This is a genomic window from Actinotignum vesiculae, from assembly GCF_051267215.1.
GTDB classification, from domain to species: Bacteria; Actinomycetota; Actinomycetes; order Actinomycetales; family Actinomycetaceae; genus Actinotignum; species Actinotignum schaalii.
The window spans coordinates 44,047-59,777 of sequence record NZ_JBOZGG010000009.1 but is presented as its reverse complement, the minus strand read 5'-3'; the positions used below and the strand labels follow the sequence as shown (position 1 = coordinate 59,777).

Here is a 15,731-nt window from a genome sequence, read left to right as displayed (position 1 = left end):
AACCGAGAGGACCAATCATGTACCGTCACCTAACCCTGCATTTCCTTACTCCGATCAGCTACTCGAATCTCAATCGTGACGATTCGGGAACCCCCAAGCGCCTGATGGAGGGCGGTGTTCTCCGCGCCATGCATTCCTCGCAGGCTATCAAACGTGGTGCACGCGTTGCTTACGAAAAGGCCAGCCTTGACGTTTCAGTGCGCTCTGGCAAGCTTGAGGAGGTTATTCGCGACGCCGCACTCGAGCTTTCCCCCGATCTAGACCCGAAGAAAACCTTGACAAAGGCTCGTGCTCTCGTCGGTCAATTCACGAAGAAGCAGGCTAAAGCCGAGGCTGATGATGGTGCGGGAGCTGCTGAAGCGGATCGTTCGATCTGGTTGAGTGGGGAAGAGATTCAGGTTGCGGCGCAGGTTGTGGCTGGCGAAGTCGATCCTGATACGGAGTTCGTGCTTAACGGATGCACCGGTTCCCTGGCCATCGCCGCTTTTGGGCGTATGTTTGCGGCGAAACCTGAGAAGGGTACCGAAGCGGCGCTGAGCGTATCTCCTGCCGTGACCACCCACGCTGCCACCATTGGCACTGACTATTTCTCGACCGTTGACGATATTCGGGAGCAGAATAAGTTCGCCGGGGAAGAATCGCGCAGCGGAGCTACCTACCTAGGGATCAGCCAATTTACGAGCGGTATTTTCTACCGCACGGTGACTATTGATCGCGAACAACTCCAAGCTAGTTGGACCGCTTTCGGCAAGCCGGAGGCGGAGGGAAACCTACGTGAGATGATTACTGCTCTTATCTACGGCCAACCGCGCGGTAAAGAGCATTCAACCGCGCCCTACACGCAGCCCGTCGTCGTCCTTGCTGAAGAGCAGCGCTACCGCTGCGCCTACAGCTTTGAAACACCGGTGAAGGCTAACGATTCCCAGGGGGGCTTCCTGGAGCCGTCCGTGCGGGCTCTCGGGGACCAATTCCATGCTGCTCGCCGTTTCGATCCTGATAACTTCGGGAGCGCACTGGCCCTTACGGGAACGTTCCCCCAGCTAGAAGAGTTGTTTGGAGTGGAGCCCACCTCGAAGGACGGCCTGGTTGACACGGTTGTGGCGTGGATCTTGGGTGGCCAGAATGAGTAATCCAACATTCCTGCGTCTAGCGGGTCCCGTGCAATCCTGGGCGGGGCCGCGAGTGACGGGGAACGTGGTCAATTCGGAACTTAGGCCTACCCGGTCCGGTCTCCTTGGTCTCCTCGCGGGCGCTCTAGGCGCTCCGCGCGAAGAATGGCCAGAGTGGCTGGAGGGAGCTGATTTTGCAGTAAGGGTTGATCGCCCCGGTCGTCTCATCAATGAATTTCAGACCATTAATCCCCGTGCTACTAAAAGCGGCCTCCGCAATGACGAGCTTGAGTTCCGAGCACGCCAGTTGTGGATCCGGAAACAAAGTGATTCGGACAAAAACCTGGCGTTCACCCCGGACCAGCAAAACTCGAACGCGGTCATCCGCCGCACCTACTTGGCCGGAGCTGAGTTCCTCGTGCGAGTCACCTGCCCGGGGCATCAGGAGGAAGTTGACGCTGCGCTGCGCAGTCCTGCTTTCGTTACCTACTTGGGGAAGAAAGCCTTTGCGCCGTCGTTCCCGTTCTATCTGGGGCGCGGCGAGGATGACATGCTCAGCCGGATCCCGGTGTGTGACCCGTCTTTTGAGAAACCGAAAAAACAGGTGTGGACCTATTCGCGGGCCCCACATATGCCCGATAGCGGGCCGGGGGCATTGCCCGGCACCGCGAGCATGGTGGACGTGGTGAAAAAGCGGGAAGAGTGGCTCGCACAAGTAGCTGAGCTGCTGGAACGCTAGGCTCACGTTCCCGTCGCGCCACGGATGCAAGTGCCGTCGCGGCGCGGCCGCGCATGAAGAGCCATGCCGCTGCTGCGAACGACGACGCGAGCCCGCCCGCGCGCGACGGTGTGACTTCGCGCCACAGAAAACGCCCTGGAAAGACCACTCATATGGTGATCTTTCCGGGGCGTTCTATGCCTATCTATGCGCACGCCCATGGTGGAAGCTTTAGGATTCTCGTCCATGAGCGGGCAGCTTAGTCGCTTCGCAGCGAGAGTATTTACTTCACAGCCTTCTCAATAAGCGGCGTCAGCTTATCCAGAGCCCACAGCTGCGCGGCCGGGGTGCCCAGAGAGAACGCATTGGAGAGGTCGCCGTCCACCACGAAGGCGTGGCCGGCAGCAACCGCCGGGACCTTCTGCCAGGTGGCGTCGTCGGTAATCTGCGCGGTATCAATGAAAATCGGGAACGCGGCAATCAGATCGGCATCGATAGCATCGAGCTGTTCGGCGGACAGCTGCACGGCAAAACCGCTATCGGCGGTGGCCAGCTCCTGCACCTTCGGATTCTGCACGAAGCCCAGTTTCGTCATGAACTCCAGGCGGGTATCGCCCTTCAGGTAGGCGCCCCAGCCCTCGGAAGTCTTGGTCGCCACGGTCACCGACTTACCCTGCCAATCCGGGTGCGCGGCCGTGACCTCGGCAAACTTCTTCTCCACCGCGTCCAGCTGTGCCGCGGCGGCCTTCGGCTTGCCCAGCGCCGCGCCGATCATGGTGACCTGGTCCTTCGTGGACGTCAGCCAATTATCCGCGCCCTCCGGCAGCGAGACCGTCGTGGCGATTTGGGAAAGCTTATCGTGGCGTTCCTTATCGCCCGAGGTCTTCACATCGAGAATAAGATCCGGCTTGAGTGCCGCGATCTTCTCATACGAAAGCTCCATGGTGCCCAGGATTTCCGGAGCCTTCTCATACGATTCACTCACCCACGGGCCCACGCCGTTGCCGCCGAAAGCCAGCCAGTCGGCCGCGCCCACCGGCTGCACGCCCAGCGAAAGCGCCACTTCGGCATCGCCCCAGCCCAGAGCGACCACGCGCTGCGGGGCTTCCTTGACGGTGACGGGCCCGAATTTTGTATCAATCGTTGCGGGGAACGCGGCCTCGTTCGTGGTGGTCCCATCCGCTGCGGAACTTGCCGCTGCGGAAGAGGACGAGGCAGGGGACGCCGAAGAATCGGCAGAATCATTACTCTTCTGAGAACCGCATCCGGCAAAAGCCAGGCAAGCCACCAGCACGGTGCCTGCCCACGCGGTCAGGGACTTCTTCATAACTTCCTTTCGTGGATGCCGCACTCGCGGCCGGACGCACCTGCGGCTGCGGTGGTCGTGTGGTTGTCACTGAAACCACAGATGCCCTATTAGGATACGCTGGCGTTGTTTAATTGGGGTAGCCTGTTCTCGTTATGAACAGCACCGCCCACCTGCGTTTTTCGGTACGACGCCGCGCCTGTCCCGCTCCCGCGACATCCGCGGATCACCGGAACCCGGGCCCTGCACCTGCCGCGGCCGGCCACCCCGGGGACGGCACGCCTCCCCGCAGTTCCCGAGCCGCCCACACCGCCCCCGGACGCACCATCGCGCGCCGGCGCGCCGCGGCTCTCCTCGCCGGAGTGATTGCTGTTCTCGTGCTAGCCATCCTCTCCATCTGCATCGGCGCCCGCCCCATCTCCCCGGGAACACTGTTTACTATCCTCTCCGGCGCGGACCGCGATTCCATGGACGCGCAAGCAGTGCTTACTTTGCGCCCGCCGCGCACCGTCGCCGCCATCGCTATCGGTGCCGCCCTCGGGGTTGCGGGTGCTCTTATCCAGGCAATTTCCCGCAACCCGCTGGCCGAACCGGGAATCCTCGGGGTTTCGGCCGGTGCCGGTTTTGCGGTCACCCTCGCCATCGCGCTCGCGGGCATCAGCCGGCCGAGCGTCTACATGTGGTGGGCGGTGGCGGGCGCGCTCGCGGCCACCGCGGTGGTCCTCCTGATCGGATCGCAGCGCACCGGCCGCGCGGATCCGGTCCGCCTCATCCTGGCCGGGGTGGCGCTTTCTGCCGTGCTCAACGGCATCGTGGGTGTCCTGCGCTTGGCCGACCCGCGCACCTTCAACGAAATCCTCGTGTGGACGGCCGGCACGCTGGAAAACCGCCCCTGGGAGGTGATCCTGCCGGTCCTCCCGCTCCTCGCATCAGGGCTCATCGTGGCCGGCGCGCTCACCCCGGCTCTCAATATCATTGCCCTCGGCGACGATACCGCCCGCGCCCTCGGCGCTAATGTCACTGCCATCCGCCTTACCGGTATAGCGGCGATGACGCTTCTCACCGGCGGAGCGGTTGCCATCGCCGGTCCCATCGCCTTTATCGGCCTCATGGCGCCGCACGCTATCCGCTCTTTTGCCGGCGCGGATCAACGGTGGGTCGTGGGACTGTCCGCAATCTGGGCGCCGGCCCTGCTCCTCGCCTCGGATATCCTCGCGCGCATTATTCTGCCCAGCGGCGAACTGCCCGTCTCCGTGGTGAGCGCCTTCCTGGGAGCCCCGGTACTCATCTACCTCGTCCGCCGGCGAAAGGCTTTCGCGCTATGAGTACGCCGCCGCAACCCGCAGCGCCGCAACCCGCAGCGCAGCAGCCCGCAGCGCAGCAGCCCGCCGCACCGCATACGGGTGCCGCGCCGCAGTCCGTTCCCGCCATGCCAGAGCTAAGCCCCGTAGTGCCAGTAACCGCCCGGCTCCAGCGTTCTCGCCTTACCGCCGCACGACGACGCCGCCGTTCCCGCCTGGTTGCGGCCGTGGTGAGCCTCGCCCTGGTGGTCGGTTGCCTCGGGGCTCTGCTCCTCGGCGATTTACCCCTCACTCCGGCGGAGGTGGCTGCCTGTTTCTCCCCGGATTCGATGAGGGCGGTTGCCGCAGGCGAGGGGGATTTCGCGGCCCAGGTTGTTCTTACCTGGCGCCTGCCGCGTATCCTCGCCGCGGTCGCCTTCGGGGCGGCGCTCGGCCTCTCGGGCGCGCTCTTCCAAATTCTCACCCGTAACCCGCTCGGTTCGCCGGATATTATCGGTTTCAACGCTGGCGCCTATACCGGCGTTATTCTCACCCGGACATTCCTGGTGGGTGGAGCCCTTGCGGTGAGTATGGGCGCGCTGGCAGGTGGCGTCGTCGTCGGAATAATTATTTATGCGCTGGCTTACCGCAACGGCGTGTCCGGATTTCGCCTTATCATCGTGGGGATTGGCATGACGGCGATGCTCAGCGCGGCGAATACCTGGCTGCTGTTGCGGGCTTCGGACGAGGTGGCGCTCAGCCTCGCGGTGTGGGGCGCCGGGTCGCTCGGGCAGGCGTCGTGGGCGAATGTGGGGCCGGCGCTGGGAATTCTTGCGTGCCTGGTGCCGCTGGTGGCGTGTTGCGTGCGGCCGTTGCGGCAACTGGAATTGGGCGACGACGCCGCAGCTGCCCACGGATTGCCGGTCGAGAAGGCTCGCCGGGGGATCCTCGCGGTCGGTATCGCTTTGACATGTGTGGTGACGGCGGCGGCCGGACCCATTGCTTTGTGGCCTTAGCGGCTCCGCAGGTGGGGCGGGTGGTGGCCGGGCGGCGCGGAATTTCGCTCGTGCATAGCGGCCTGGCAGGTGCCTCGATTTTGTTTCTGGCTGATCTGTTCGCCCAATTTGCGCTGGCTCGGCCGGTTCCGGTGGGGGCGATTACCACGGTGGTCGGCGGGATGTATGTGCTGGTTGTGGTGCTATCGCAACGGAAGGGGCGATAACTATGCGTGAGAACGAGGGCGTGGGTATGGGTGCGGCTTCCGGGGCCTCAGGCAGCGAGGCTGCCAGCGCTGCGGATAGTGCGGTTGCCGGCGTTTCTACCGGTGCCGCGCGGCTGCGCGGGGAGGATCTCTGCCTCGGCTATGGCGATGTGGCGGTGGCGCGGGATCTGAATGTGGCGATTCCGGATGGCTCGTTCACAGTGATTGTGGGGGCGAACGGGTGCGGGAAGTCCACGCTGTTGCGCGGGTTGGCGCGGTTGCTTGCACCGGCGAGCGGCCGGGTGCTGCTGGATGGGCGGGATATTGCGGCGATGGGCTCGCGGGATTTCGCGCGGGAGCTGGCGTTGTTGCCGCAGTCGCCGCATATTCCGGAGGGGATTACGGTTGCCGAGCTGGTGGGCCGGGGGCGTTACCCGCACCAGGGCGTGTTTTCGCGGCCGTCGAAGCGTGATGAGGAGGCTGTTGCTCGGGCTTTGGCGGCTACGGGGACCGCGGATTTTGCCGATGCACTGCTGGGAGAGCTCTCGGGTGGGGAGCGTCAGCGGGTGTGGGTGGCGATGGTGCTGGCCCAGGATACTCCGATTATTTTTTTGGATGAGCCGACGACGTATTTGGATATCGCCTTCCAGATTGAGCTGCTGGATTTGTGTGCCCGCCTGAATCGGGAGGGACGGACTTTGGTTGCGGTTCTTCATGATCTGAATCAGGCGGCGCGTTACGCCTCCCATGTCATCGCCATGAAGGACGGGCGTATTGTTTTTTCGGGTTCGGCTGAGGAGGTGTTTACTCCGGAGAATATCGCGGAGATCTACGGGCTGACCGCGGTGGTTATCCCGGATCCGGTGACGGGTACTCCGATGGTTGTGCCGGTTTCGGCGCGTAGTAAGGCCGCGAGCGAGCCGGAATCCTAGCCGCTGTCAGGCGCGGGCGCGCCAGAATCATAGCCGTTGTCAGGCGCGGACGCGCCGGAATCCTAGCCGTTGTCAGGCCGCGGGCCGGGGCCCGAAAATGGCGCTGCCGACCCGCACCTGGGTGGAGCCTTCCGCCACGGCGATGCCCATATCGTGGGTCATGCCCATGGAGAGTTCGCGCACGCTGGGGTGTTCGCGCTGGAGCTGGTCGCGTAGTTCGCGCACGAGCGCGAAGGAGCGGGAGATTTCCCGCACGTCGCTGGTATTCGCGCCAATGGTCATGAGGCCGTCTACCCGCAGGTGGGGGAGCTGCGCGATCTGGCCGACGAGTTCTTCTACTTGTTCGGGATCAACTCCGTATTGGCTGGCTGCTCCGGAGGAATTGACTTGCACGTAAATGGAGAAGGGCCCGTGGGCGTGGCCTTCCTCAAGCAGGCGGCCTTGGAGCCGGTTGAGGCGCTGGGCTAATTTGAGGCTGTCCACGGTTTCGATGCAATCGGCCAGTTCGAGGGCGCGCCCGGCCTTATTGGATTGCACGTGGCCGATGACGTGGGTCCAGTGGGGTGGGTTGCCGGCGCTGGCCGGGGCGGTGCCGCTTCCTTCCCAGGTGCTAGCGTCATGAATGAGGCGTTCAGTTGAGTCTGAAGCGGCGCCGGGCGTTGAGGCGGAAGCCGTGTTGAGCGCCAGTGGAGACGCGGTTCCGGAGCCTGTTTCCGCTGCCGTTTCAGGCCCGGCGAGTTGGGCTTCTACGTCCTGGAGTTGTTGGATGAAGTTTTGGCCCATGAGGCGGGAGCCGGCGGCGAGTGCGGCGCGAATGGCAGTGATGGGTTGGTGTTTCACCACGATTTGGAGTCGGGCGGTGCCGAGCGGTATTCCGGCAGCTTCTTCCGCTCCGCGCAGGGCGTCACGCACGAGGTTAATGCGCCCGGGGATTTCCTCGGAGGTTGGGGTGATGCTGGATAGTCCAGCGAGGTGAGCAAGCTTGTCGTGCTCCGTGTATGTCATGTTTTGTATCAACTCCACAGGTATCGAGTATCCGCCGGTGTTTATGGTAGGTCTCTGGGGCGCGAACTGGTGAAATAATCTCATAACTGGCGAAATGATCTCAGAACTGCATGAGCGGTCTCATAACTGAAACAATCGCCCTAGAACTGGCGTCATGCTTTCAATGTCGGGTAGCGGCTGAGAATTCCGGGTAGCCGCCTCATAATTCCCCTACCCTAATAATGTCGAGGATGGCATGCCCGGCAGCATCGCTTGCCTCAAGGTCCACAACTGCCCAGAATCCCCAGGAGTTGTCACCTGCGCCGTCGTCAAAAACTTGACGTACCAGCCAGGCGCGTAGGCGCCCGGTGGCGGAGCTCAGGTTGTCCATGACGCTATCCACGTGTTCCGCAGGGATGCCGGCGGTGATGAAATCGGCTCGGTCGGGGTGTTCCAGCATGGTGACGAGTTGAGCGGAGCGTGCTTCGGGTCCGATGCCGATCTCTTGGTAGGAATCGAAGTAGGCGTCGGTAGCATCCATCCAGGTATCGCCATCCCAGACCGGTCCGCCGAGCCAGAGTGGGATACCGTCCCCGCGGGCTACACCGGCGCCGTCGTCCAGGGCCGCTCGATCAAGCCAGTCGAGATTTTCGTGCGCCACCGCTTCCACAAAACGGAAGAGCGCATTGCGGATGGAGACTCGCAGCGCGTGCGGGCTACGCGAGAGCGTGACTTTGCCATCTTCATCCGCACCGAAAGCGCGCTCGCGGGCGCCACCTGCGCCGCTGTCAAGATTGGCGATCTCCGTGGCGGTGATACGGCCATCGCGCAGGGCTTCCCATTCGTCCAGCAGACTGGAATCCACCGAGCGCACCAGGCCGCCCAGCCAGCCGGACATGTCTTCAAGATCCGGGGTGCGGGCTTCCAGCGGAACGGTTTGGCGGAGTGCCTTGTAGGTGTCCGTGAGGTAACGCAGCAGGGTTCCTTCGGAGCGGGCCAGGTCATAGCGGGAAATGAATTCTGAGAAGGTGATCGCGTTTTCGATCATTTCCCGCACGATGGACTTGGGGGAGAGCTGGAAATCATCCACCCACGGGTTGGTTTGCCGGTAGATCTGGAGCGCTGCGCCTAGTTCTTCCGCGAGGGGCTGCGGCCAGGTGATTTTATCTGCTTCGGCCATGCGTTCGTCATAGCCGATACCCGCGGCTTTCATGCGTCCGATGGCGCGCCCGCGCGCCGCGCGTTCCTGCGCGTATAGAACCTGCATGGGGTTATCTTGGACCGCTTCGATAACCGAGATGACATCGAGTGCGTACTCCGGGCTGTCCGGATCAAGAATATCTAGCGCAGCCAGCGCGAAGGGTGCCAGCGGCTGGTTCAAAGCAAAATCAAAAGGAACTTCGCGCGCGTATTCGATGGGGGAGTGGCCCGGGTGCTCGGCCAGCCATTGCGGAGTGTGATGAAGGATCACCCCGGCACGTTCCAGAGACATATAGATGCGAGTGGCTTGCCGGATAAGCTGGTTGGATGCCGTGCGCGGCTCGTGATTATCCGTGAGCAACGTGGTGACGGCCGCGACGTTATCCCCCGGGCGCTGGAACAAATTAAGCATGAGCGAGTGGGAGACCCGCATCTGGGACGTCAGAGTTTCCGGAGCGGCACCCTTGAGGTACTCAAAAGTTTTTTCCGACCACAGCACCGTATTTTCCGGGGGCTTCTTCTTTTGAATACGGCGCTGTTTGACCGGATCATCCCCGGCACGGGCCACCAGCCGGGCATTTTCAATTTCAAATTCGGGTGCCTGCACGATCACGTCACCCTTAGTGTCAAAGCCGGCCCGCCCGGCTCGACCCGCGATCTGGTGAAATTCGCGTGCGCTCAGGTGCCGATTGCGCTGGCCATCAAATTTAGCCAGCCCGGTCATCACAACGGTGCGAATAGGAACGTTGATACCGACCCCGAGGGTATCCGTACCGGAAATAACCGGAAGCAGGCCCGCCTGCGCCAGCTTTTCCACGAGCCGCCGGTAGCGGGGGAGTAGCCCTGCATGATGCACGCCGATACCGGAACGGAGCAGCTTAGAGAGAATTTTCCCGAAACCCGGCCCGAAGGAGAAATCCCCGAGGGCTTCTTGGATGCGGGCTTTCTGTTCCTTGGAAACGAGCGCGTGGGTGAGGAGAGCTTGGGCCTGCGCCACCGCTTCCCGCTGCGAAAAATGCACCACATACACGGGCGCCCGATGCGTGGAGGTGAGTTCCAGGAGGAGCTCACCGAGCGGCTGATAGGAATACGAGAAGGACAGCGGTACCGGCCGTTCCGCGTTACTCATAAGTTCGACGGCGCGCCCGGTGCGCTTCTCAAGATCCTCCGCCAGCCACGTGGTATCCCCCAGGGTAGCGGAAAGAAGCACCTGCTGAGTGCGGGTGAGCTCCAGAAGTGGCACTTGCCAGGCCCAACCGCGCTGCGGATCGGAGTAGTAGTGGAATTCATCCTGGACCAGCACGCCGATATCCGCAGCTGCACCATCACGCAGACTCAGGTTCGCCACGATTTCCGCCGTGGCACACACCACCGGAGCACCGGCATTAATGGTGGAATCCCCGGTCACCATCCCCACATTATCCGCGCCGAAAACATTGATGAGTTCGAAAAACTTTTCCGATACCAAAGCCTTGAGAGGCGCGGTGTAATACGCAGTTTTCCCGCGCGCGAGCCCGCAGAAAATGGCGGTGAGCGCAATGAGCGATTTCCCCGAGCCGGTGGGCGTGGAGACAATCATATGCGCATCATCAATAGCGGCGAGCAGCGCTTCTTCCTGATGGGGGTAAAGCGGCCGCCCGGTGCTTTCCGCCCACTGGGTGAACGCCTCATAAAGCGCATCATCAGGCGGGTTGAGCCCATACTTATCCTCCAGAAGGTCCAGGGCAACATTGAGTTGCGGACGAGGGCGCGACGCCGCGGCCCCGGGCTGATCTGACTGCTGTGAACTCATGACTTAAGGGTGCCACACTCCTACGACATAAAAATCTGCCGAAACGGATGCGCGGTGTTCATCCAGTAAATTCTGAAGAAATAGATAGCGATGTGACGTCGTACTTCTCTTCCCTGCGCCGTATCTGCTGCGGGTACCGGCCGTATCACTCATATGTACGACGACGCCGCCCGCGAGCAGGGCTTTCCCTGCGCAGTAAAGGAACCGGCAGTCGCCCTGTCCTTGATCGGGGTGGCATGCTGCTTATCGGGACGGGTGTGAAGAATGCAGCGGACAAGGAAGCGGATGCTGCCATTCCGCTAGGTACGTCGCCAGATACTATCGATTCGCTCCTCACTGTGCCGATTCAGTGTGAACGGAGGAGTCGGGTCCGCAAGCGAACTGTCACGATCAGCAAACGGGATAATCATGAGCACGAGCCTATGTTCGGTAAAGGTAGGCATGCCGGAATAAGCTAAATTTGAGAGGTGGGAACTAACGTGGTTGTTGCGCTCAGCGTACCGGCGTATCTCCCGGAGAGCCGCAAATCTGGAACTCTGTTCCATTGCGTTTTCCGGGTCCGTCGCCGATAAACAACCAGGTCAGGCGGGCTGTTCCCCGCGCGAGCGGGGGTAATTCCCACATCCCCACCCCCACCGCATGGATCGGACTCTGTTCCCCGCGCGAGCGGGGGTAATTCCGGCTCCCCGCGGCCCGTGTTTTCCGCCTCGATCTGTTCCCCGCGCGAGCGGGGGTAATTCCACAGGTGCCCTCGGATAGCATCGAGACCGAGGCTGTTCCCCGCGCGAGCGGGGGTAATTCCATTTGTGAGTTCCTTTGTGATAGGTGCGTTCGCTGTTCCCCGCGCGAGCGGGGGTAATTCCGTAGGAGGTGAAGGTGGTGCGCTGGATCCCGACTGTTCCCCGCGCGAGCGGGGGTAATTCCATAGGGTTCCACCTCCGTCAATGACAGGGACACTGTTCCCCGCGCGAGCGGGGGTAATTCCACTTCGCCGTCCATCGGAGACTGATTCCTTTTCTGTTCCCCGCGCGAGCGGGGGTAATTCTATGTGCTCCCGGAGCATTCTTTGGGGTGGGGTCTGTTCCCCGCGCGAGCGGGGGTAATTCCAAGCCCGGTTCATTCTCCATTTTATGGCGGTGCTGTTCCCCGCGCGAGCGGGGGTAATTCCTCACCGCAGCGAATGGTAAAAACAAAATCTGGCTGTTCCCCGCGCGAGCGGGGGTAATTCTATTAGCGCCGCTGAGATCGGAGGAGACGCTAACTGTTCCCCGCGCGAGCGGGGGTAATTCCGCGGAAATTGAAGCAGAAGCCCGCGCCCGGCTCTGTTCCCCGCGCGAGCGGGGGTAATTCCGGTCGGTTAGGCGCATGATCTCCTTGCCCTGTCTGTTCCCCGCGCGAGCGGGGGTAATTCCATGCTTTGCCGCACTCGCCCTCACCGGGTGCGCTGTTCCCCGCGCGAGCGGGGGTAATTCCGAAGCTGGGCGGAGGGTATTTTGAACCTTTTCCTGTTCCCCGCGCGAGCGGGGGTAATTCCGCGAGGCATAGTGATCACTACGCCGCAATCCACTGTTCCCCGCGCGAGCGGGGGTAATTCCACGCTCAATAAAAAGCTATTGCGCCGCGTCCACTGTTCCCCGCGCGAGCGGGGGTAATTCCCACCCCGCCGGCAAGGCCCGCGCTACCAGCTTCTGTTCCCCGCGCGAGCGGGGGTAATTCCTAGTAGTGAAGAAGCACAGCCCGAGGCGGTCCCTGTTCCCCGCGCGAGCGGGGGTAATTCCTAATCTCTTGAAGTCGTTCGGCGTCGCCGGTACTGTTCCCCGCGCGAGCGGGGGTAATTCCGATGAATACGACAACGGGGAGACCCCGGAGTACTGTTCCCCGCGCGAGCGGGGGTAATTCCGTCTTACAGGCGTCAATACCGCGTTGAATCCACTGTTCCCCGCGCGAGCGGGGGTAATTCCCACTACCTTGCCAGTATGGCGCGCCATCTTCCCTGTTCCCCGCGCGAGCGGGGGTAATTCCGCAGCTTCTCTCAGGACTCGCAAGCGACGCCCGCCTGTTCCCCGCGCGAGCGGGGGTAATTCCGCGCGGTTATTGACTGAAAGGGACTGACAAAACTGTTCCCCGCGCGAGCGGGGGTAATTCCAACGACGAAGGCAAGGACGCGGCGCCGGTTCGCTGTTCCCCGCGCGAGCGGGGGTAATTCCGTTGCCTATCCTGAGGTAGACCGCCTGTTCCCCTGTTCCCCGCGCGAGCGGGGGTAATTCCAATCTGCAAGGCCCCGCGCGTGGGCGATATTTCTGTTCCCCGCGCGAGCGGGGGTAATTCCCGCCACCCGATACTCCATACCGATTAGCCCCGGCTGTTCCCCGCGCGAGCGGGGGTAATTCCCGGTGTGCCCGGTGTGGTGGCACCATCGCCGCGCTGTTCCCCGCGCGAGCGGGGGTAATTCCATCATGGACGAATTGCGCTGGGCTGTCGTCGACTGTTCCCCGCGCGAGCGGGGGTAATTCCGATTCTCGTGGGTGTGGGTGTGCTTTGCTTGGCTGTTCCCCGCGCGAGCGGGGGTAATTCCAAAACTGGATTACGATGCACGCGGGCGCGGAACTGTTCCCCGCGCGAGCGGGGGTAATTCCAAGGGTTTCACCCTTTGCCAAAGCGCTTGAGGCTGTTCCCCGCGCGAGCGGGGGTAATTCCTCACCCGCGCTGGGGCCGTCCAACACCCAAATCTGTTCCCCGCGCGAGCGGGGGTAATTCCAGCTGACCCGCCTAACGCCGCACCCACCGTGACTGTTCCCCGCGCGAGCGGGGGTAATTCCTGATTAGTTTCTCTGTGGTTTCGTGGTCTAGCCTGTTCCCCGCGCGAGCGGGGGTAATTCCATCGCGAACGCGATTCTCGATACCCCCATCCACTGTTCCCCCGCGCGAGCGGGGGTAATTCCGATCCTTATACCGATAACCCATCTGAGGACCCCTGTTCCCCGCGCGAGCGGGGGTAATTCCGTTGAATGAGTCGGAGTGGTTACTCTCTATCCCTGTTCCCCGCGCAAGCGGGGGTAATTCCATGCACGAATGCCCTTTCACCGGCCACACCTGCTGTTCCCCGCGCGAGCGGGGGTAATTCCTGCTTGTTCATGGGGAGAGAGTCCTTCCATTGCTGTTCCCCGCGCGAGCGGGGGTAATTCTCACGAGGGAAACTTCTAAAAGACTTGCGCGGGCTGTTCCCCGCGCGAGCGGGGGTAATTCCAACCAAAAAGCCCCGGTTAAGCCTTACAAAAACTGTTCCCCGCGCGAGCGGGGGTAATTCCTCGAATGGCTAGATACCCCACACACGCCACACCTGTTCCCCGCGCGAGCGGGGGTAATTCCAACGATCTACACGAAAAAATAGATAAACTCTCTGTTCCCCGCGCGAGCGGGGGTAATTCCGTAGGATTGCGGCTAAGTTAGTGTGAAACATTCTGTTCCCCGCGCGAGCGGGGGTAATTCACCACACCGGGACCGTAGGCGACAACTACTACGCTGTTCCCCGCGCGAGCGGGGGTAATTCCCAAGGAGGAACTGGCGGCTGCGGCGGACAAGCCTGTTCCCCGCGCGAGCGGGGGTAATTCCCGCAAGGAGAACCCCAAAATGACCACCTACACCTGTTCCCCGCGCGAGCGGGGGTAATTCCAAAAGCGGGCGGTTATTGGAAATTTTGCGTGGCTGTTCCCCGCGCGAGCGGGGGTAATTCCGCCAGAGATGCCGGCAATGAGACATCTGCCGTCTGTTCCCCGCGCGAGCGGGGGTAATTCCGGGGGGGGGGACAACGCACGCTGGGCGAACGAGTTGCTGTTTCCCGCGCGAGCGGGGGTAATTCCAACTACTACATCGTACCCAGACAGTTTGTGGGCTGTTCCCCGCGCGAGCGGGGGTAATTCCGAAGCTACGTGACCTCGGGTTCAAGATCGACGCTGTTCCCCGCGCGAGCGGGGGTAATTCCCGGGCGGGCGCCTAGGTGGCGTTGTAGCCGGGCTGTTCCCCGCGCGAGCGGGGGTAATTCCAGGCCGGTTCGATGTTTGGGGGGGATTTGAAGCCTGTTCCCCGCGCGAGCGGGGGTAATTCCCCGTGCCCCTGGACCCCCGAGGCCCGTGCCAACTGTTCTCCGCGCGAGCGGGGGTAATTCCGTTATCCGGGTCTTTTTCTATTTCGGGGAAGACTGTTCCCCGCGCAAGCGGGGGTAATTCCGGTGGAGAGTTTAGCCATGATGGAGCAGGCACCTCTTCCTCGCACGAGCGGGAGTAATTCTAAAGACCGCTTGAAGCGCGAACGCAATATGGTCTCTTCCCCGCGCGAGCGGGGGTAATTCCTGGTCGCGTAAGTATTTTTGGGCAGCGCCTTTCTGTTCCCCGCGCAAGCGGTGGTAATACCCGGGGTGGAAGACCCGCGGGGACGGCGGCGGGCTGTTCCCCGGGCAAGCGGGGTAATTTCATGTAGTGTGCGGGCGCGCATCCAAAAACACGTTCTTCCCAGCGTGAGTGGGGGTAATTCCGAGGGGCAGACGGTCACTGTCACCAAGCTGGTCTCTTCCCAGCGCGAGCGAGGGTGTGTAGAGGCGTGGAAACGGGGAGGGCGCGATGTCGCGCCGGGCGAGTGCCTGTAGACCCTTAATCTCTGGGATAAGGGTTGCGTCTCTTGGATGGGATGCCGTTTGTAGGGCGGCGAAAAGCGTGCTATCTCGCGCTTATCTGGCGGTGTGGAAGTGGTGTGAGGGAGGAAACAGCTTTAGATAGGCTTCTTAACTTGCGCTGGGTGGTGGGCCTGGGTAAAGTATCTATTCGTTGCCGCGGGCGGCAAACATAAAAGAATAACGAGCACCGCTAGCTCAATTGGCAGAGCAACTGACTCTTAATCAGTGGGTTCTGGGTTCGAGTCCCAGGCGGTGTACAGCAGGCCCCGTAGTTTCCAAGCTACGGGGTTTTCCGCATTATCCTGCGGAAAACAGTCACGTTACTAGCGTACGTCGGGGATTGTTTTTACGCCACCACTTCTCAGCACTGCGACATAGGAGCATTTTAAGGCTACGCGCAGGGCGAAATTGCGGGCTTCCCCCACATCTATCTAAGCGACACCTGTCGCGTTATTCTTGATCGCGAACTAAGCGGCTGGCGCGAGCGGCGTGAACAGACCGGCGTTGGTGACGTGAGCAGTGCGAACTGGGCGGCGCGAA

Annotated in this window: 7 protein-coding genes, 1 tRNA gene, 1 pseudogene and 1 CRISPR repeat array; of the genes and pseudogenes, 6 read left to right on the top strand and 3 right to left on the bottom strand. The window is 62.0% G+C overall.

Annotated elements, in window-relative coordinates:
• The first annotated feature begins 17 nt into the window (after positions 1-17).
• Positions 18-1,130, top strand: coding sequence for a type I-E CRISPR-associated protein Cas7/Cse4/CasC (locus ACRQHG_RS06115; RefSeq protein WP_435719797.1), 1,113 nt, complete (start codon positions 18-20; stop codon positions 1,128-1,130).
• Positions 1,123-1,848 (top strand): type I-E CRISPR-associated protein Cas5/CasD, encoded by a 726-nt coding sequence (gene cas5e / locus ACRQHG_RS06110; RefSeq protein WP_435719796.1) that lies wholly within the window; start codon positions 1,123-1,125, stop codon positions 1,846-1,848. Before ACRQHG_RS06115 ends, cas5e begins: the two co-directional genes overlap by 8 nt.
• A gap of 262 nt (positions 1,849-2,110) precedes the next feature.
• On the opposite strand, the gene ACRQHG_RS06105 is transcribed toward cas5e, so the two are convergent.
• On the bottom strand, positions 2,111-3,154 hold the full coding sequence (locus ACRQHG_RS06105) for an iron-siderophore ABC transporter substrate-binding protein (protein WP_435719795.1): 1,044 nt from the start codon (positions 3,152-3,154) through the stop codon (positions 2,111-2,113).
• A gap of 134 nt (positions 3,155-3,288) precedes the next feature.
• Here ACRQHG_RS06105 and ACRQHG_RS06100 point away from each other — a divergent pair, with 134 nt between their 5' ends.
• The 3 genes and pseudogenes from ACRQHG_RS06100 (at position 3,289) to ACRQHG_RS06090 (ending at position 6,546) form a co-directional block, all read left to right on the top strand.
• Positions 3,289-4,458, top strand: coding sequence for a FecCD family ABC transporter permease (locus ACRQHG_RS06100; RefSeq protein ID WP_435719794.1), 1,170 nt, complete (start codon positions 3,289-3,291; stop codon positions 4,456-4,458).
• Positions 4,455-5,635: pseudogene (locus ACRQHG_RS06095) on the top strand (FecCD family ABC transporter permease). The gene ACRQHG_RS06100 and the pseudogene ACRQHG_RS06095 overlap by 4 nt, the downstream one beginning before the upstream one ends.
• A 2-nt stretch (positions 5,636-5,637) precedes the next feature.
• Entirely contained in the window at positions 5,638-6,546 is a 909-nt protein-coding gene (locus tag ACRQHG_RS06090; RefSeq protein WP_435719793.1) for an ABC transporter ATP-binding protein, read from the top strand.
• Positions 6,547-6,618: 72 nt separating this feature from the next.
• Here the strand turns inward: ACRQHG_RS06090 and ACRQHG_RS06085 are convergent, their stop codons facing one another.
• Together ACRQHG_RS06085 and ACRQHG_RS06080 are read right to left on the bottom strand one after the other, a co-directional pair.
• Positions 6,619-7,551 (bottom strand): YggS family pyridoxal phosphate-dependent enzyme, encoded by a 933-nt coding sequence (locus tag ACRQHG_RS06085; RefSeq protein WP_435719792.1) that lies wholly within the window; start codon positions 7,549-7,551, stop codon positions 6,619-6,621.
• A gap of 199 nt (positions 7,552-7,750) precedes the next feature.
• Positions 7,751-10,522: a DEAD/DEAH box helicase gene (locus tag ACRQHG_RS06080; protein ID WP_435719791.1), complete on the bottom strand. Its 2,772-nt coding sequence runs from the start codon at positions 10,520-10,522 to the stop codon at positions 7,751-7,753.
• A 590-nt stretch (positions 10,523-11,112) separates the two neighbouring features.
• A CRISPR array of direct repeats spans positions 11,113-14,932; the repeat unit is 29 nt; unit sequence CTGTTCCCCGCGCGAGCGGGGGTAATTCC.
• Positions 14,933-15,375: 443 nt separating this feature from the next.
• Here ACRQHG_RS06080 and ACRQHG_RS06075 point away from each other — a divergent pair.
• Positions 15,376-15,448: transfer RNA gene (locus ACRQHG_RS06075), tRNA-Lys, on the top strand.
• Positions 15,449-15,731 lie beyond the last annotated feature (283 nt).